The organism is Shewanella sp. cp20 (assembly GCF_000832025.1).
In the GTDB taxonomy this organism is placed as follows: domain Bacteria; phylum Pseudomonadota; class Gammaproteobacteria; order Enterobacterales; family Shewanellaceae; genus Shewanella.
The window spans coordinates 233,730-252,755 of the sequence record NZ_JPII01000017.1 but is presented as its reverse complement, the minus strand read 5'-3'; the positions used below and the strand labels follow the sequence as shown (position 1 = coordinate 252,755).

At 56.7% G+C, this 19,026-nt stretch carries 16 protein-coding genes; 11 read left to right on the top strand and 5 right to left on the bottom strand.

The annotated features are described in order from the left end of the window. Positions 1 to 162: 162 nt before the first annotated feature. Together DB48_RS05755 and DB48_RS05750 are read right to left on the bottom strand one after the other, a co-directional pair. Positions 163 to 636, bottom strand: coding sequence for a hypothetical protein (locus DB48_RS05755; protein ID WP_041509335.1), 474 nt, complete (start codon positions 634 to 636; stop codon positions 163 to 165). Between the two features lie 3 nt (positions 637 to 639). After that, positions 640 to 1,680 (bottom strand): toxin-antitoxin system YwqK family antitoxin, encoded by a 1,041-nt coding sequence (locus DB48_RS05750; RefSeq protein WP_041509334.1) that lies wholly within the window; start codon positions 1,678 to 1,680, stop codon positions 640 to 642. Positions 1,681 to 1,868: 188 nt separating this feature from the next. On the opposite strand from DB48_RS05750, the gene DB48_RS05745 reads away from it, so the two are divergent. Beyond that, positions 1,869 to 3,497 carry a methyl-accepting chemotaxis protein gene (locus tag DB48_RS05745; protein ID WP_041509333.1) on the top strand — a complete coding sequence of 543 codons (1,629 nt, stop codon included), beginning with the start codon at positions 1,869 to 1,871 and terminating at the stop codon, positions 3,495 to 3,497. A gap of 60 nt (positions 3,498 to 3,557) precedes the next feature. On the opposite strand, the gene DB48_RS05740 is transcribed toward DB48_RS05745, so the two are convergent. Then, positions 3,558 to 5,462 carry a propionyl-CoA synthetase gene (locus tag DB48_RS05740; RefSeq protein ID WP_041509550.1) on the bottom strand — a complete coding sequence of 635 codons (1,905 nt, stop codon included), beginning with the start codon at positions 5,460 to 5,462 and terminating at the stop codon, positions 3,558 to 3,560. A gap of 553 nt (positions 5,463 to 6,015) precedes the next feature. On the opposite strand from DB48_RS05740, the gene DB48_RS05735 reads away from it, so the two are divergent. From DB48_RS05735 to DB48_RS05700, 8 genes are all read left to right on the top strand, one after another. Beyond that, a complete protein-coding gene (locus tag DB48_RS05735) occupies positions 6,016 to 6,417 on the top strand; it encodes a MerR family transcriptional regulator (protein ID WP_041509332.1) in 402 nt (133 codons plus the stop codon). Positions 6,418 to 6,526: 109 nt separating this feature from the next. After that, positions 6,527 to 7,696, top strand: coding sequence for an isovaleryl-CoA dehydrogenase (locus tag DB48_RS05730; RefSeq protein ID WP_041509331.1), 1,170 nt, complete (start codon positions 6,527 to 6,529; stop codon positions 7,694 to 7,696). An 89-nt stretch (positions 7,697 to 7,785) separates the two neighbouring features. Next, on the top strand, positions 7,786 to 9,393 hold the full coding sequence (locus DB48_RS05725; RefSeq protein ID WP_041509330.1) for a carboxyl transferase domain-containing protein: 1,608 nt from the start codon (positions 7,786 to 7,788) through the stop codon (positions 9,391 to 9,393). A 49-nt stretch (positions 9,394 to 9,442) separates the two neighbouring features. Beyond that, positions 9,443 to 10,243: an enoyl-CoA hydratase-related protein gene (locus tag DB48_RS05720; protein WP_041509329.1), complete on the top strand. Its 801-nt coding sequence runs from the start codon at positions 9,443 to 9,445 to the stop codon at positions 10,241 to 10,243. A gap of 57 nt (positions 10,244 to 10,300) precedes the next feature. Next, positions 10,301 to 12,334 (top strand): acetyl-CoA carboxylase biotin carboxylase subunit, encoded by a 2,034-nt coding sequence (locus DB48_RS05715; RefSeq protein WP_041509549.1) that lies wholly within the window; start codon positions 10,301 to 10,303, stop codon positions 12,332 to 12,334. A gap of 2 nt (positions 12,335 to 12,336) precedes the next feature. Beyond that, positions 12,337 to 13,236 carry a hydroxymethylglutaryl-CoA lyase gene (locus DB48_RS05710; RefSeq protein ID WP_041509328.1) on the top strand — a complete coding sequence of 300 codons (900 nt, stop codon included), beginning with the start codon at positions 12,337 to 12,339 and terminating at the stop codon, positions 13,234 to 13,236. Between the two features lie 47 nt (positions 13,237 to 13,283). After that, on the top strand, positions 13,284 to 13,985 hold the full coding sequence (locus tag DB48_RS05705; RefSeq protein ID WP_033537610.1) for a CoA transferase subunit A: 702 nt from the start codon (positions 13,284 to 13,286) through the stop codon (positions 13,983 to 13,985). A gap of 12 nt (positions 13,986 to 13,997) precedes the next feature. After that, entirely contained in the window at positions 13,998 to 14,654 is a 657-nt protein-coding gene (locus DB48_RS05700; protein WP_041509327.1) for a 3-oxoacid CoA-transferase subunit B, read from the top strand. Between the two features lie 129 nt (positions 14,655 to 14,783). Here DB48_RS05700 and DB48_RS05695 read toward each other — a convergent pair whose 3' ends face one another. Next, positions 14,784 to 16,358 (bottom strand): methyl-accepting chemotaxis protein, encoded by a 1,575-nt coding sequence (locus tag DB48_RS05695; RefSeq protein ID WP_041509326.1) that lies wholly within the window; start codon positions 16,356 to 16,358, stop codon positions 14,784 to 14,786. Between the two features lie 384 nt (positions 16,359 to 16,742). On the opposite strand from DB48_RS05695, the gene DB48_RS05690 reads away from it, so the two are divergent. Beyond that, positions 16,743 to 17,522, top strand: coding sequence for a transporter substrate-binding domain-containing protein (locus DB48_RS05690; RefSeq protein ID WP_041509325.1), 780 nt, complete (start codon positions 16,743 to 16,745; stop codon positions 17,520 to 17,522). Between the two features lie 178 nt (positions 17,523 to 17,700). Then, positions 17,701 to 18,132: a hypothetical protein gene (locus DB48_RS05685; RefSeq protein ID WP_041509324.1), complete on the top strand. Its 432-nt coding sequence runs from the start codon at positions 17,701 to 17,703 to the stop codon at positions 18,130 to 18,132. Between the two features lie 68 nt (positions 18,133 to 18,200). Here the strand turns inward: DB48_RS05685 and DB48_RS05680 are convergent, their stop codons facing one another. Further along, a complete protein-coding gene (locus DB48_RS05680) occupies positions 18,201 to 18,779 on the bottom strand; it encodes a thymidine kinase (protein ID WP_041509323.1) in 579 nt (192 codons plus the stop codon). Positions 18,780 to 19,026: the final 247 nt, after the last annotated feature.

Here is a 19,026-nt window from a genome sequence, read left to right as displayed (position 1 = left end):
TTGAGTCACCGGCCGAACAAACGCATGCACCGACTACCAACCCGAGCCCTTGACTTACCTAAGTCTGCCAAAGGCCCTAATCACTATGTTTATCTCTAACTAATAATTAAAACTGTACGGTTAAAGCTGTGCGGCTAACACTGTGCGACTAATACTGTACGGCTAAAACACCAGTGTGATGCTCTGTCCCGCCGCTAAGGATTGCCACTGGGTCGAGAGCTGTGTGATGCTCGCTAGCATCTGCTCGAACTCATGCTCACTCACCTGAGGGATGGCAAGCTCTCGCTGCTCACAACTCTGGGCGAGCAGATAGCTGAAGGCCTCGAAATTAAGCTCCTGAGACCAGTAGAGTGACTGCAATGACTCCACCATAGATTCCGTCTGCCACACCTGGGTCTTATCGGCTACCTGCCGCGACAGCTGGTTATGTTCCAGGGTGAAGCTGATATTCGCCCCGGCCTTTAGCTGACCATAGAAGGCACCTGGGATCGCCAGGGTCTTCTCCACCACATAGTGGATCATGTCATGGGGCGCTATGCCCTGCTCTGGCATCTGAGTCTCGGTGCGACTGGCATCCTGTCGAATGCAAGTTAGCCTGCCGTAGCGTCCATCTCCCTTGGTAAAAATGACTTGCATACTTTAACTCCTTCTCCTTATTTCCTTACTCCTTGCTCTGGGCTCTGTGCTCTGTGCTCTGGGAACTGAGTTCTGAGCACTGTCCGCTTCAAGCTGCGCCTTTGGCTCCTCACCCACAGAGATGAGCCGACCATCTGGGCTGAATCGGCGCCACACGCCTACCTTCTCGCCATCTTGGTATTGTCCTTCCTCGGCAAGCTTGCCACCGCGGTGATACTCGCGGTAGCTGCCATCTAACTGGTTGTCGCGGTAGTTCTTTACCTGCTCTGGGCTGTTATCATCATAGAAGCGTGTCCAGGTCCCCACCTTATTACCCGAGTCATAATATTCGATGCACTCCTTGGCACCATTTTGATAGAACTCGGTCACCTCTCCGTGCAGCTTTCCGGCCTTGAAGTGAGCTATCCCCTTCAAGATATCGGTGTCCTGAAAATAGGAGCGCCACTCGCCCTCTTCCTTATCCTTCACCATAGGGCCCTCGATCACCACCTTGCCGAAGCTATATTGCTGCCACAGGCCGTCTCGCAGGTCGTCCACATAATGGATGCGGTTGCGCAGCCTGTCTGGATCCCAATAACTGGTGCTCCAGCCGTTACGCTTACCCTGGCGATACTCGATAGACTTAGACAGCAGGCCTCCTTCGAAGCCATAGTGCGCTTCTGTCCCCTCTTTCAGTCCATTGTGATAAGGGATGGTCTTATTCAGGGTGCCATCCTCCAGATAGACCCGGGTCACCCCCTCTAACTGGCCGTCGACATAGGGCTCGACCACTTCGATGGCGCCAGTTTCATAGAAGCTCACCAGCTCGCCGTTAAGTTTGCCCTGATGCAGGGTGGCTTGTTGCTTGAGCCACCCCTCGTCGGCGAAATACTTCGCCTTACCGCTATAGGGCTCGGCCTCGTCGCGCAGGTGAAAGCGACCGTTCACCTTCTCTAATGCATTTAACTCGACATAGTCCTTGGTCAGCTCACTCGCCACCTGGTAGCCCAGACCCAATAGGGTCACCACGACTAGGCCCACCAGCAAGCGCTTAGGTTTCATCATCCTTTTTCTCCAACTCCCTGACCCCAAAAGTAGTCCTTTTTCCTCTGTCATTTCTCTCTATTAGGCAGGTCGCAGCCATTCAAAAAATAAAAGCTATAATTTACAGCTAATTGGTCATCAGACATGCCAAGAATGCCGCTATAGTTAATAGATATTGGTCTTTTGGCAAGTACTTTATGGGGAAGCTTATGAATATTAGAGACTTGAGTGTGGTCAAGAAGATATGGGCAAGTTATCTGGCCGTGTTTATCGTCTTCATCCTGGTTGCCATGTTATTGATGTTAAGTCTATCGACATTGAATCAGAACATTCGCACCTTGACCGATAAGAGTCTGCCCTCGGTCGCCATTCTCAAGGGGATCCAGGTGGACATTACCAAGGTCCGCAAAGATGAGTTCTCTCTGCTTCCCAACAGCGACAACCCTAAGATAGGTCAGTGGCTGCAGGATCTGGACAGATGGCGCGCCGATGTTCAGGCGGGCATTTCCGCCTATGAAGCCCTGGAACTCAACGCCGAAGAAAGGCAATCCTTTAGGGTATTCAAAGACACCTGGAATCAGTACATACAGGAGACCAGCGCCTATAACGGCCTGCTCAATCAGGGGGATGCCGACAAGGCCAACCAGGTAGTGCTGGCCAGTTTCGGCACCTACTCCAAGGCGCTGAGCAGCCTGGACGACACCCTGGGACTCAACGATGAACTGGTCAAACAGATAGGCATAAATGTGCACGACGAGGCGCTATCGACCCAATATAGCGCCGGCATAGGCGCGCTGGTGATCATCATAGTGATCGCCCTCGCCTCTACCCTGTTATCACGCGCCATCTGCCGCCCCATCGACCGGGCGCTGGCCTTTGCGGCCAATATCGCCAAGGGACAACTCACCAACGCCATCGACGAGGAGGCCCTGACTCAGGATGAGCTAGGCACCCTGCTGCGCGAGCTAGTTACCATGCAGGCAAACCTGCACGCCCTGGTCTCAGAGATCAACGACTCCACTATACAGCTAACCGCCGCCGTCGAAGAGGTGAGCGCCATCTCGGCGCAGAACGCCTCCAGCATGCAGAATCAGCAGCTGGAACTGAGCTCGGTCGCCTCAGCCATGACCCAGATGCAGGCCGCCGTGGGTGAAGTGGCGCAAAATACCGAAAACGGTGCCACCTCGGCCTATTCGGCCACAGAGATCGCCAAACAAGGCACAGAGACACTGGCCCAGACCATAGCGGTGATCGAGCGTGTCTCCCAGACGATTCAGGAGTCGGACCTGCTGGCTCACGAGTTAGAATCCAGCTCCAACAACATCAACATGGTGGTGGATGTGATCCGTGGCATCGCCGAGCAGACCAACCTGTTGGCCCTCAACGCCGCCATCGAGGCGGCCCGCGCCGGCGAGCAGGGTCGCGGCTTCGCCGTAGTGGCCGACGAGGTGAGATCCCTGGCGCAGCGCACCCAGGACTCTACCGCTCAGATCGTCGACATCGTCAACCAGCTGCAGGAGAACAGCAGCAAGATAGGTCACTCGAGTCAGGAGTGCCAAACCGGCATCGCCCAGTGTGTCGAGCAGGTCAATGCGGCGGGGAGTCAGATAGGCGAGATAGAACATTCGGTGGAAAATATTGCCCAGATGAGCACCCAGATCGCCACTGCCTGTAGCGAGCAAAATGCGGTCTCCGAGGAGCTAAATCGCAGCGTGGATCATATCAATAATGTCTCGACCGAGATGACCGAAGCTTCGTCACAGACCGCCATCGCCTGTCAGGAGATAAGTAGCCTAGCCCACAACCTCAAGGCCAGGATAGAGACCTTCAAGCTGTAAGGTGACCTGAAAAACCAAAAGGGCCCTAGGGCCCTTTTTTAATAGCAAGCAAAAGCGATATTAGACGTGGGCGTCGGCATACCCCATGCGGGTCAGGGCATTACGCACCAACTCGAGTGTATAGGGATCTTCGATCGTCGCCGGCATCTTGAAGCTCTGGTTATCGGCAATCTTACGCATGGTGCCGCGCAAGATCTTACCCGAGCGTGTCTTAGGCAACTTAGGCACGGCGCTCACCAGCTTAAAGGCAGCCACAGGGCCAATCTGCTCACGCACCAGGGCGATGAGCTCCTTGTAGAGCTGCTCGTCGCTGAGATCGCAACCTTTCTTGAGCACCACCAGACCCAGCGGCACCTGCCCCTTGAGCTTATCGTCGACACCAATCACCGCCGCCTCGGCCACCGCCTCATGCTGACACAGCACCTCTTCGAAGCGTCCGGTCGATAAACGGTGACCGGCCACATTAATGATGTCATCGATGCGGCTCATGATATAGAGGTAACCCTCTTCATCCATGTAGCCCGCATCCCCTGTGAGGTAATAACCTGGATACATGGAGAGGTAGCTCTCTTTATAGCGCCCCTCGTTTTGCCACAGGGTCGCGAGCGTGCCGGGCGGCAGTGGCAGCTTGATCACCACGTTACCCGACTGATCCGGCGCGACACTATCGCCCATCTCATCGAGTACCTGAACGTCATAGCCGGGCACCGCCTTGGCTGGCGAGCCCGCCTTGACCGGCACGGGCGCGGTCCCCATCAGGTTGGCGGCCACCGGCCAGCCGGTTTCTGTCTGCCACCAGTGGTCGATCACCGGCTTGTCTAGCTGCTGCTCGGCCCAGTGCAGGGTATCGGGATCGCAGCGCTCACCGGCGAGGAACAAGGTGCCCAGACAGCTAAGATCCACATCCTTCAGATAAGCGCCCTCGGGATCGTCACGTTTGATGGCGCGGATCGCCGTCGGCGCAGTGAAGAAACTCTTCACCCCATATTTGGCTATGGTACGCCAGAAGATGCCGGGATCTGGCGTGCCCACCGGCTTGCCCTCGAACAGCACTGTGGTAGCGCCGACCAATAAGGGGCCGTAGACGATGTAGGAGTGACCAACCACCCAGCCCACATCCGAGGCGGCCCAGAACACGTCGCCGACATCGATATCATAGATATGCTTCATCGACCAGGCGAGGGCCACGGCGTGGCCGCCGTTGTCGCGCACCACGCCTTTCGGCTGACCCGTGGTACCCGAGGTATAGAGGATATAGAGAGGATCGGTCGCCTCGACCTTCTGGCAATCGATATTCGGCGCATCGGCCATCGCGCTCTGCCAGTCGACGTCGCGACCATCGAGCAGCTCGGCCTGCAGCTGAGGACGGTTGAGGATCACGCACTGATCCACCTTGTGAGCGGCCTGCGAGAGCGCATCATCCAGCAGCGGCTTGTAGGCCACCACGCCAGAGGGCTCGACGCCGCAGGAGGCAGAGAGGATCATCTTAGGCTTGGCATCGTCGATGCGGGTCGCCAGCTCGTTGGCGGCAAAGCCACCGAACACCACGGAGTGAATCGCCCCCAGACGCGCACAGGCCAGCATGGCATAGGCGGTCTCTGGCACCATGGGCATATAGATGATCACCCTATCGCCTTTTACCACCCCCTGGCTGGCCATGTAGCCCGCCAGTCGGCTCACCTGGGCCTGCAGTTCGTTGTAGGTGATCCCATATTCGGTGCCCGTTATCGGGCTCACATATTGAATCGCCACCTGATCGCCACGCCCCGCTTCGACGTGTCTGTCGACCGCGTTGTAACAGGTATTGAGCTGACCGCCGCTGAACCAGCGATACATAGGTGCCTGACTGTCATCGAGTACCCGCTCAAACGGCTTGTCCCAGGTTAAGGCCCCGGCGGCCTCGCCCCAGAAGGCATTGGGATTATCGATAGATTCCTGGTGTAACTGATTATGCAAATCCTTCATGTGATCTTCTCCGAATGACATGCGCCCGCCACTCACGGTCGGCATATCGGCTTCCCCTTCCAAACGATTTGGCTTATGCGCCATAGATCACATTATGGAGGCAAGTGACACTTTTCCCATTAGACCTTTGCCTAAGGAAGGTGCGAACAAGTCCCCTGTGTGCTCTGCGTCGGCTTACAGGCCTGAATGCAAGGCGTGGTTCGCGGCAAATGGCCTAAGTCCTTTGCAAGAAGCACAACACAGCAGTCTGGCCTGTAAACTACGCCCTTCGGGGCTTTCACAGCAACTGGCTCTCTGCGTTATCTGACTTTGCCAGGCCCCGGCATGCCTTCAGTCAGACACCTTGAACGCCAATCGCTGTGAAAGCCAGAGTGCCACGAGGACTTATTCGCAACTTCCCTTACCTCACCCAAACCCAGGGCTGATGGTTATTTCACCACTTGTTGCTGAGATTTTTACAGCCAAACACGCCGATCAGACCACCTAAAATCTTTACCTTTACGTAAACTTCATATATCGTGCTAGAAAAGTTAATCAATATGGTATTTTTTCGATGAGCGACAAACACAGTCCACAGACCACCTACTCCATCAGCGACCTGTCTAAGGAGTTCGATATTACCACACGTAGTATCCGCTTCTACGAAGATCAGGGGCTGCTCAAACCCAAGCGCCGTGGGCAAACCCGCATCTATGGCCTGAAAGATCGCGTGCGCCTCAAGCTGATCTTAAGGGGTAAGCGCCTAGGCTTCTCGCTCGCCGAAACCCGCCGCTTATTTGAGCTCTACGATGCCGACAAGAACAGCAGCACTCAGCTACATACCATGCTGGAGTTGGTGGAAGAGAAAAAATCGGCCCTGCAGCAGCAGATGGACGACATCAAGGTGGTCTTGATGGAGCTTAACTCTGCCGAGCAGCAGTGCCGCGCCGCACTGGAGCAGCAACAGAGCACCTAGGGCACAGCAAGGACCATATCGAATTAACGCAGCAACAAATTAGACACAAGCCAGGCTAGGAAGCCTGACTAAAAAAATTATAAAAGCATAAGACCTGTAGGATAAAACCATGACTCAACTCTACTCTTCTCTCAACTTCGGCCTCGGTGAGGATGTCGACATGCTGCGTGATGCAGTGCGTAGCTTCGCCGCCAATGAAATCGCTCCTATCGCCGCCAAGGTGGATCAGGAAAACGCCTTCCCTAACGAGCTATGGCCCGTACTGGGCGAGATGGGACTACTCGGGGTCACCGTCCCCGAAGAGTTTGGCGGCGCCGACATGGGCTACCTGGCCCACGTAGTCGCCATGGAGGAGATCTCTCGCGCCTCGGCCTCTATCGGCCTGAGTTATGGTGCCCACTCCAACCTGTGTGTTAACCAGATCAACCGTAACGGTAACGCCGAACAGAAGGCCAAGTACCTGCCTAAGCTGGTGAGCGGCGAGCATATCGGCGCCCTGGCGATGAGTGAGCCTAACGCAGGTTCGGACGTTGTCTCCATGAAGCTGAGCGCCCGTAAAGAGGGTGACCGTTATATCCTTAACGGCAACAAGATGTGGATCACCAACGGCCCGGACGCCGACACCTATGTGATCTACGCCAAGACAGACATGGACAAGGGACCACACGGTATTACCGCCTTCATCGTCGAGCGTGGTTTCAAGGGCTTCAGCCAGGCACAGAAGCTGGACAAGCTGGGCATGCGCGGCTCTAACACCTGTGAGCTGGTGTTCGAAGACTGTGAAGTGCCGGAAGAGAACATCCTCGGCGGCCTCAACAACGGCGTTAAGGTATTGATGAGCGGCCTGGATTACGAGCGCGTGGTGCTCTCTGGCGGCCCGCTGGGGATCATGAGCGCCTGTATGGATATCGTAGTGCCTTACATTCACGAGCGTGAGCAGTTTGGCAAGTCTATCGGTCAGTTCCAGCTGGTACAGGGCAAGCTTGCCGACATGTATACCGGCATGAACGCCGCCAAGTCTTACGTCTATAACGTGGCCAAGTCATGCGATCGCGGCGAGACCACACGTAAAGACGCCGCCGGCGCCATCCTCTACAGCGCCGAGCTGGCCACTAAGATGGCGCTGGATGCCATCCAGCTGCTGGGCGGCAACGGCTATGTTAACGAATACGCCACCGGACGCCTGCTGCGCGATGCCAAGCTCTACGAGATTGGCGCCGGCACCTCAGAGATCCGTCGCATGCTGATCGGCCGCGAGCTGTTCAACGAGTCTAAATAGTCAAATGCGTAAAACGGGCCGGAGCCAATCCGGCCCAGGGCGGGCAATCGCCGCTTCCCGTTCAACACAGTCTTAAAAGGAACCAAGCCGTGACGCAACTGAGCAGTCAAATCAATCCCCGCAGCGACGAGTTTAAGGCCAAGCACCAGCAGATGAGCCAGGTAGTCGCCGATCTCAAATTAAAACTGTCTGAAATCGAACAGGGCGGCGGCCCCGTCGCCATGGAGCGCCACCTCTCCCGTGGCAAGCTGTCGCCACGCCAACGTGTCGAAAAGCTACTGGATCCCGGCTCGCCGTTTCTGGAAATTGCCCAGTTTGCCGCCTACCAGGTCTATGACGACGTGGTCCCCGCGGCGGGCATCATCGCCGGTATCGGCCGCGTCAGCGGCGTCGAGTGCATGATCATCGCCAACGACGCCACCGTAAAGGGCGGCACCTATTACCCGCTGACGGTGAAGAAACACCTTAGGGCCCAGGAGATCGCCGAGCGCTGTCACCTGCCCTGCATTTATCTGGTGGACTCGGGCGGGGCTAACCTGCCGCGCCAGGATGAGGTCTTCCCCGACAGAGACCATTTCGGTCGCATCTTCTATAACCAGGCCAAGATGTCTTCAAAGGGCATCCCACAGATAGCCGTGGTGATGGGCCTGTGTACCGCGGGCGGCGCCTATGTACCCGCCATGGCCGATGAATCGATCATCGTCAAGGAACAAGGCACCATCTTCCTCGCCGGCCCACCATTGGTGAAGGCCGCGACGGGCGAAGAGGTCTCGGCCGAAGAGCTGGGCGGCGCCGAGGTGCACACCAAGATCTCGGGCGTGGCCGACCATATGGCGCAGAACGATGAACACGCACTGGAATTGGCACGTAAGTCGGTCACTCGCCTCAACCATAACAAGCAGATCGCCAGCCTGCTGAGCCCGGCGAAACCGCCTAAGTTCGATATCAACGAGCTCTACGGCATCGTCGGTACCGACCTTAAGAAGCCATTCGATGTCAAAGAAGTTATCGCCCGTATCGTCGATGACTCAGACTTCGACGAATTTAAGGCCAACTATGGCGCGACCCTGGTATGTGGCTTCGCCCGCATTCACGGCTACCCAGTTGGCATCGTCGCCAACAACGGCATCCTCTTCTCCGAGTCGGCGCAGAAAGGCGCCCACTTTATCGAGCTCTGCTGCCAGCGCAAGATCCCGCTGCTGTTCCTGCAAAACATTACCGGCTTCATGGTGGGTAAGAAATATGAGCACGAAGGGATCGCCAAGCATGGCGCCAAGATGGTGACCGCCGTCTCCTGCGCCACTGTGCCTAAATTCACCGTTATCATAGGCGGCTCTTACGGCGCCGGTAACTACGGCATGTGTGGCCGCGCCTTCGAGCCCACCATGATGTGGATGTGGCCTAACGCCCGCATCTCTGTGATGGGCGGCGAACAGGCAGCCGGCGTACTGGCAACCGTGCGCCGCGACGGCCTGGCCCGCAAAGGGGTGGAATGGCCCGCCGAAGAGGAAGCGGCCTTCCGCGCCCCTATCGTGGCCCAGTATGACAAGGAGGGACATCCTTATCATGCCAGCGCGCGTCTATGGGACGATGGCATTATCGATCCAGCCCAGACCCGCGACGTAGTCGGCCTGGCCCTCTCTGCGGCGCTCAATGCGCCAATTGAAGAGACTAAGTTTGGCGTGTTCCGCATGTAATGCGCCGCTCAGTCAGCAATCGATAACGCAGAGGCAAGGAAGGATACCCATGACAAGCCAAACAATTGCACAAGAATTTGAATACTTAAGCTGCTCCCTAAAAGATGGAGTCGGCGAGATGGTGCTTGACCGCGCCGACAAACACAATGCCTTCGACGAGGTGATGATAGGTGAAATGATCGCCGCACTCGACCTGTTCGCAAGCGACGACAGCTGTCAGCTGCTGGTGCTTAAGGCCAACGGGCGTAACTTCAGCGCCGGCGCCGATCTCAACTGGATGCGCAAGCAGGCCAAGATGGACTTCGAGCAAAACCTGAATGACGCCAACGAGCTGGCGACCCTGATGCACAAGCTCGACAAGTTCCCCAAGCCGACGCTGGCATTGGTACAAGGAGCAGCCTTCGGTGGCGCCTTGGGGCTTATCTGCGCCAGCGACATTGCCATCGCCGATAGCCGCGCCAGCTTCTGCCTCAGTGAGGTCAAGCTCGGGTTGATCCCCGCGGTGATCAGCCCCTATGTAGTTCGTGCCATGGGCCAGCGCGCCTCGCGCCGCTACATGCTGACCGCCGAGCGCTTCGACGCCCAAACGGCGCTCAAGCTCAATGTGATCCATGAGATTAACGATGATCTCGACAGCACCAGTGCGCCCATCATCACGGCGCTCAAGGGCAACAGCCCTCAGGGCATGGCCTGGGTCAAGACCCTGCTGTCACGCCTGGAAGATGGTGTGATTGACCAGGAGACACTGGCCTACACCAGCGAGCGTATCGCCCGCATCCGCGTCTCAGACGAGGGCCAGGAGGGGCTTAACGCCTTCTTCGAGAAGAGAAGCCCAAGGTGGAACGCCTAATGAACACAGAGATCATCTTAGACCCTATTGCCCTACCAGTTCGGGGAGTTCGCTAACATGTTTACCAAATTACTGATCGCCAACCGCGGCGAAATCGCCTGCAGAATCATTAAGACCGCACAGGTCATGGGCATCAAAACCGTCGCCCTCTATTCGGACGCCGACAAGGACGCCCGCCATGTGGCCATGGCCGACGAGTCCTTCTACCTGGGCGGCAGCGCCCCGAGCGAGTCTTACCTCAAGGGCGAATTGATCCTTGAGATCGCCAAACGCAGCGGCGCCCAGGCGGTCCACCCTGGCTACGGCTTCCTGTCGGAAAATGCCGACTTCGCCCGTCAGTGTGAACAGGCGGGTATCGCCTTCGTCGGCCCAAGCGCCGATGCCATCGACGCCATGGGCAGCAAGAGTGCCGCCAAGATCATCATGGAGAAGGCCAATGTGCCCCTGGTGCCCGGCTATCACGGCGATGACCAGAGCGACGAGGTGCTGCTCAAGGCCTCGAAAGAGATAGGCTTCCCTCAGCTGATCAAAGCTGCCTACGGCGGTGGTGGTAAGGGGATGCGTATCGTCGAGTCGGAAGCTGAAGCCCTGGACGCCATCAACTCGGCGCGCCGCGAGGCGGCCTCATCTTTTGGCAACGACAAGCTGCTGATCGAGCGCTACCTGAGACAGCCTCGTCACGTCGAGGTGCAGGTATTTGCCGATACCCAAGGCAACTGCATCTATCTGTCGGATCGCGACTGCTCGATTCAGCGTCGTCACCAGAAAGTGGTCGAAGAGGCACCGGCGCCGGGTCTGTCCGACAGCCTGCGCCGCGCCATGGGGGAAGCCGCCGTCGCCGCCGCCAAGGCAATCGACTATGTGGGCGCGGGTACCGTGGAGTTTCTGCTCGACACCCATGCCAGCGACGAGACCGACTGCTTCTACTTCATGGAGATGAACACGCGTCTGCAGGTAGAGCATCCCGTCACCGAGATGGTGACCGGCCAGGACTTGGTTAAATGGCAGCTGATGGTCGCCAGCGGCAGCGAGCTGCCACTGCGCCAGGAAGATGTGCGCATTCACGGCCACTCCTTTGAGGTACGTATCTACGCCGAAGATCCGCAAAACGAATTTCTGCCCGCCAGCGGCAAGCTCAACTTCCTGCGCGAACCCGAACAGAACCGTTATGTGCGCATCGATTCAGGCATCCGCGAAAACGATGTGATCAGCAACTTCTACGACCCTATGATCGCCAAGCTGATCGTCTGGGACGAGTCGCGCCCGCGCGCATTGCAGCGCCTGGTGCACGCCCTGGAGTCTTATCAGATCAGTGGCCTGAAACACAACATAGAGTTCCTGGCCAACATCGCCGAACATCAGGCCTTCGCACAGGCCGATTTCAGCACAGACTTTATCGAGCGTTATGGCGACACCCTGATTGGTGCCAACCTAGATGGCGATAACTCCAGCGAGCAAAATGGCGCCCTGGCCTTCGCCGCCCTCTACCACCTGTGTGCCCAGAAGGAACAGGCCAAGCTCACCGCGACCAACAGTCACGACCCTTACTCGCCTTGGGGCCAGGTCAGCGGCTTCAGACTCAACCGCAGCGGCGTACATCAGCTCTCTCTGCTCGATGACCAACATGAGATCCAACACCTGACCCTGAGCCAAGTGGGCGATTGCTACTACCTCAGCCTCAACGAGCAGCAACTGACCCTGAGCGGTGAGCTAAAGCAAGATCTGCTGCACGCCGAGATCAACGGCCACAAGAGCAAGATCCCCGTGAGCCGTGAGGGCGACGACTTCACCCTCTTCCTGCCAAGCGGCAGCTATCACTTCCGCGCCCTGCAGACAGAGGTAGTGGAAGATCAGGCCAGCAGCGAAGATAAGCTCAAGGCGCCGATGAACGGCACCATAGTGACTCACCTGGTCGAGGTGGGCGATGAGGTCGAGGCGGGTCAGGGGCTGATGGTGATGGAAGCGATGAAGATGGAATACACCATCGAAGCGCCGTTTGACGGCAAGGTTGCCGCCTTCTTCTTCCAGCCGGGTGAGCTGGTGAGCGACGGCGCCCTGCTGCTGGACGTCACCCCGAACGAGGACGCCTAACCATGAGCAAGACTTACCCAAGCCGGGTCAGCATCTTCGAGGTCGGCGCCCGCGACGGCTTGCAGAACGAGAAGGCGGTCACCACCGCCGATAAGCTGACCCTGATCGACCAGCTCGGCGAGGCGGGCCTGACCCGCATCGAGGCCGGCAGCTTCGTCTCCCCCAAGTGGGTGCCGCAGATGGCCGACTCGGGCGAGATCTTCCGCCAGCTGAGCAAACGCCCGGGCGTGGTCTACAGCGCATTGACACCGAATCTCAAGGGGCTGGAACTTGCCCTTGACGCCGGCGCGGACGAGGTGGCCATCTTCGGCGCCGCCTCGCAGAGCTTTAGCCAGCGCAACATCAACTGCTCTATCGAGGAGTCGATCGAACGCTTCATCCCTGTGATGGAGGCGGCTCAGGCGAAACAGATCCCCGTACGCGGCTATGTCTCTTGCGTGCTGGGCTGTCCCTACGAGGGCGAGATCAAGGTCGAGGAAGTGGCCCGCGTGGCAGATATCCTTTACAAAATGGGCTGCTACGAGATCTCACTGGGTGACACCATAGGCGTTGGCACCCCCTTAAATGCCCGTAGAATGGTTGAAGCCGTGGCGCAAAAGGTGCCGGTGGAAAAACTGGCGCTACACTTTCATGACACCTATGGTCAGGCGCTCGCCAATATTCTTGCCTGTCTGGAGACCGGTGTCAGCGTCATCGACAGCTCGGTGGCCGGCCTGGGTGGCTGCCCCTACGCCAAGGGTGCCTCGGGCAACCTGGCCACCGAAGACCTGGTCTACATGCTCCACGGTATGGGGATAGAGACAGGCATCGACCTCGACGCCCTGATCAAGGCGGGTAACACCATCAGCCAGGCGCTGGGCAGAGTCAGCGGTGCCAAGGTTGCACGCGCGCTAACAGAATAACAGGGGCTGGGCTCAGGCCCGGCTCACGCTCAAAGGAGATAATGATAATGGCAGGACTCAATAAGCTGGTCGGCAGCTATGAAGAAGCATTGGAAGGTCTGACTGACAACATGACCGTCATGGTCGGCGGTTTCGGCCTCTGCGGCATCCCAGAAGGCTTAATTGCCCAGATGGTTAAGAGTGGCGCCAAGGGGCTCACCGCCATCTCGAACAACGCCGGGGTCGACGATTTCGGCCTGGGGCTGCTGCTCAAGAGCCGTCAAATCAGCACCATGATCGCCTCTTATGTGGGTGAGAATGCCACCTTCGAGCAGCAGATGCTCTCGGGTGAGCTCAACGTGATCCTCACCCCTCAAGGCACACTGGCCGAGAAGATCCGCGCCGGCGGCGCCGGCATCCCCGCCTTCTTCACCGCAACCGGTTACGGTACCCCGGTAGCCGAAGGCAAGGAGACACGTGAGATCGATGGTCGTCACTATGTGCTCGAGCCCGCGCTGACCGCCGATTTCGCCCTGGTTCGCGCCTGGAAGGCCGATACCATGGGTAACCTGGTTTTCCGTAAGACGGCCGCCAACTTCAACCCTATGATGGCCACGGCCGGTAAGATCACTGTGGTAGAAGCCGAGCATATCGTCGAGCCGGGCGAGCTAGACCCAGACCATATCCATACCCCAGGCATCTATGTGGATCGCCTGATCCAAGGTACGTTCGAGAAGCGTATCGAGCAGCGCACCGTCAAGAGCAAATAGGGAGGAGACACCATGGCTTTATCGAGAGAACAACTGGCACAGCGTGTTTCCCAGGAGCTACAGGATGGTTTTTATGTCAACCTAGGCATCGGCATCCCCACCCTGGTGGCCAACTATATTCCCGAAGGCATGCAGGTGATGCTGCAGTCTGAAAACGGCCTGCTGGGCATGGGTGAGTTCCCCACAGAAGAGACCATAGACGCGGATCTCATCAACGCGGGTAAGCAGACAGTCACCGCAGTGCCTGGCGCCTCTTTCTTCTCCTCGGCCGAGAGCTTCGCCATGATCCGTGGTGGTCATGTGGATCTCACCGTACTAGGCGCCTTCGAGGTGGATGTCGAGGGCTCTATCGCTTCCTGGATGATCCCTGGCAAGCTGATCAAGGGCATGGGCGGCGCCATGGATCTGGTGGCCGGTGCCGACAATATTATCGTCACCATGATGCACGCCGATAAGCACGGCAACTCTAAGCTGCTGCCTAAGTGTGAGCTGCCGCTCACCGGCTATGGCTGCATCAAGCGCGTGCTGACCGACCTTGCCTTCCTGGAGATCAAAGACGGCGCCTTCCACCTGCTGGAGCGCGCACCAGGCGTGAGCGTCGAGGAGATCATCGAGAAGACGGCCGGCAAGCTGGTCGTGCCCGAGCATGTTCCCGAGATGCAGTTCTAATTGCACTCGCTAACATGAAAAGCCCGGACAGATGTCTGGGCTTTTTTATATGGCTCTCTTGTATGGCTTTTCGTATAACTTTTTGTATGGCTTTTCGTATGGCTTTTGGGTATAGCGCTTTTGTATGCGCTAGGCGTTGGCGCGATGTACCGCCTGACGCCAGAACTGCCGCGCCAGTTGCCGCGATTCCATCGACTTGAGCGAGCTGCGCTCACCCAGTTGTCTGTCGGCCTGGGACTGAGCAAAGCCCTCGCTGGCCAGCTCGCTGATCGCCTGCAGCGAGTCGCTGATGTCCACCGCCGCCAGTCCCTGCTCCTGCATGGAGTTGGCGCTCAACTCTGCCATCTGATTGATCTTATCAATACGGGTCACTAGCTCGGCAAATACCGCCTCGGCCTGCTTGACCAACTGCACCGCCTGGGTCGCCTGACGCTGACCTGCGCTCAGGGTATGGGCCGCATTGGCGGTGCTCTGCTGGAACTTGGCGATGATGGCATCTATCTGGCTGGTCGAGTCGGCGGTTCGCGCCGACAGCTGGCGCACCTCGTCGGCCACCACGGCAAAGCCCCGGCCAGACTCGCCAGCCCGCGCCGCCTCGATAGCGGCGTTAAGCGCCAGCAGGTTGGTCTGCTCGGCAATCTTGGTGATCACCTCAAGCACCTGATTAATTGCCACGCTGTCATGTTCAATTTCACTCACCACCTGGGCAAAGTTACCTACCTCGTTATGTAGCTCATCTATGCTGGCCACCACGGCATCGAGCTGTTCATAGCCCTGCTGCACCGCCGCCTGACTGGCCTCGACATCGACAGACACTTGCTTGATCTGCTGACCCAGCTCATTGAAGCTGGCGGTCAACTCCTCGACCGCCGCCGCGGCCTGAGCCGTCTGCTGATTCTGACCATCGGCGCGATCGGCGGTGGCCGTGATAGAGCTCAGCAAGGTATCACTGTCCCTGGCGATAGTGGTCGAGGCATCTGTCATACGCCCCACCACCCCGGCGATCTCCGCGGTGGTGAACTCCATGGCAAACTGAATATTCCCCAGCTCATCCCGCCGCCCGGCATAGATATGTCTGGCCACTGGGTCTGACACTATGGACAGCGCATGCTGGTTGAGGGCGCGCAGCGGCGCCAACAGAGCGCGCATCCCAAAGACCAACAAGGGGGCGCAAAGCAGCGCCAGCCAAGGGGAGATGTTGCTTAACCCAATGGCCAGCAACAGACAGACGAGGGCGAACAGGGTCAGCTTAGCGCCATAGCTGAACTTGGCATCAACGATCTCGCTGCGCTGCTCGGCGCTATTTAGGCTCTGATAGATGTCGCTGGCGCGCGCAACCTGCTCCTGACTGGCCCGGCGGCGCACGGACTGATACTCCTTGACCTGACCGTTCTCCAGCACGGGCGCCACATAGGCGTTGACCCAGTAATAGGAGCCATCTTTACAGCGATTCTTGACGACGCCCAGCCAGGGTTGCTTATCGGTCAGTCGCTGCCACAACATGGCAAAGGCGGCTTTTGGCATGTCTGGATGACGCACTATGTTGTGGGGCTGACTGAGTAACTCCTCTTCGGAGAATCCACAGATACGACAGAAATCCTCGTTGGCATAGCCAATGTTGCCCTTGAGGTCTGTGGTGGAGAGCAGGATATCATCGTCGGTCAGCGCAACCTCATTGTCTATCACGGGTTGATTATTTCGCATTGCATTTTAGTTAGTTACCCAAACGGTGACTGAATTTTGACGCCTGACAAATTTTCAACAATTGATCTAACGCAATGTATCTGTATCAAGTAGGTTACAGCTGTTGAAATTATGAGGCAGATCTCATAGGTAAGCATTATTCCGTTGCTAATTAAGTCGTTATTAATAAAGATTATTTACACCTAATCAGTTGAATTTATAGCCAGAAAATCCCTTGTTACAGCTTTTGTTTGCAAAACCTGCCTAATCCACACTATTATCATGGACTTTAAGAACGATGCGCCTGCCAGGGTGGCCCATAGCGCATTCGCCGCCGAAGCTCCAAAGACAACTAAAATAAAAACCTAAGAGTGAAATGATGAAACTAGCAGGCCACCTAAACTGATGCCCTACTTTGCCACCTACAAGAGCGTACTCCTTGCCGCGCTACTCCTCTGTTTGAGTCTTCCCGTACTGGCAAAGCATACCCCAGAGGTGCGTTGTGGCGTGGCGACCGGGTTTCCCCCCTATCAGTTTTCCATCGATGGTGAAACCACAGGGTTCGATGCCGACGTAGCCAGGCTGATCTTTCAGCGGCTCGGCAAGGCGTTTCAGTTTAGGCAGGAGTCTTGGGATCTGGTCTTCAATGAGCTCAGGTTTGGTGACATAGAGGTGATTGCCGGCATGGAAGTCAACGACCTCAGAACCAAGTTTTTCGATTTTACCCGGCCCTACTACTATCGATATGACGTGATCTTCATTCTCGAAGACAACCAGCAGATCGCTAAACTGGAGGATCTTCATAACAAGTTTGTCAGCGGCGATCGCCACTCTTACATCGAAACCCACTGGAAGGAGCTGGGCACACTGTATAACTTTCGCATCATAGCGACCCCTAGCAAGGAAAAGTCCATGGCGCTGTTAAAGGCGGGTAAGATCCAGGCGGCCATCATGCCGAAGGCCGTCGGTCTCTACCTCGCCCGGCAGATGGGGATAGGCGTTACGATACTGGACAACCCCGATCCCGGCTCGCCCGTGGCCTTTGCGGTCAAGAAAGGCAATAGCGAACTCTTGAGCCAAATTGAAAGCACCCTGCACGCTCTCATTGAAGAAGGCGAGGTTGAGCGGCTATACCAGAAATGGTTTCCGCATAGCAGCACCAAGGGAAAACCTGATAGCCGTTAGCAGCTAGCCACAGCCATTAACTATCGCGTCCCCCCCCTCGCAGAAGCCCACACAAACTCAATCTGCGGCTACACTGTCAATAAGCGAGACCAAAAGTAGACAGCTGCGCGCCGTTTCACAAAGAGGTTTTTCAAAAAGAGCCTTTTTACACAAAGCCTTTTAGCACCAGCGAGGATCCATGCTTAGCAAACTCAATCGAAGGCGCTATATCTTCCAGCTCACCGCCATCTTCAGCATGATATTTGCGCTGATAGGATTTAGCTACAACGTATGGCGCATGGAAATTAGCGAGTATAACAACACCATGCGAACCGCCAGTTTCGAACTCTTACTGCAGCTCTCTGAACTTGAGGCGATAGTGTTCGCCGCACACTATGATAAAGACCCCCATGCGGGCAATCCGCGCAAGGGCTGGATCAAGGTAAACCTGATTAACGACTTGAGCATGATCACCGAGGAGGAGGTTATCGCATCATGCGCCGACCTTAAAACCGTATGGCAAGACCACTGGCCACAAATGACCGATCAGCGAGAGAGCGCCACCCGTATCGTCGAGCAGATTGACCATACCCGCGCCAGCGTCAGACACTTACTCGCCAGCCTTGAATAGCCGAGGCGTAGGTATAAAAAAGCCACCCTGTTGGATGGCTTATTGCTTAGCTCACACGAGTGGGAGAATTAGTCCCACAAAAATTCGCGGAAATGCTTACGGCAGACAGACTCATAGCTTTCGTTACCGCCGATGGCGACCTGCTCGCCTTCTTTCATGGGGCGGCCTTCGCCATCTAGCCTCACTACCATGTTGGCCTTACGACCACAGTGACAGATGGTCTTCAGTTCCACCAGCTTGTCGGCCCAGGCTAACAGGTACTGACTGCCGCTAAACAGCTCGCCCTGGAAATCTGTCTTCAGACCATAGCAGAGCACCGGAATATCCATCACGTCGACCACATAGGTCAGCTGTCTCACCTGCTCCTTGCTCAAAAACTGCGACTCATCGATCAAGATACAGTGCAGGGGCTGACTCTTAAGCGCCTCGCGCACCATCTCAACCAGATTGTCATCGCTGGCAAATACCTGGGCATCTGTCTCGATACCGATACGAGAGGCCACCTTACCCACGCCATAGCGATCATCTATCGACGCCGTCATGACCAAGGTATTCATGCCGCGTTCGCGATAGTTATAGGAAGATTGCAGCAGTGAGGTGGATTTGCCGGCATTCATTGCCGAATAGTAAAAATAGAGCTGTGCCAAAGCGAGTAGTCCCCTGATTATTGTTATCGAGCGATTCTATCACCATATTGCGCCAATTAGCAGCGCCAAAAGGCTTAAGCATTGGGTGATGCCGCACATTATCGTGCTTTGCTCCTCCTTTATCTTCAGCGGTTATCAAGCCCGACGGCCCCCCCTAAATTAAGAGCTAAAGGCTAAAGCCTGAAAGTTTGTTGGGGGAGGCTGAGCGACAAAAGCAACAATTGTGACACATGCCGAGTTATCGCCA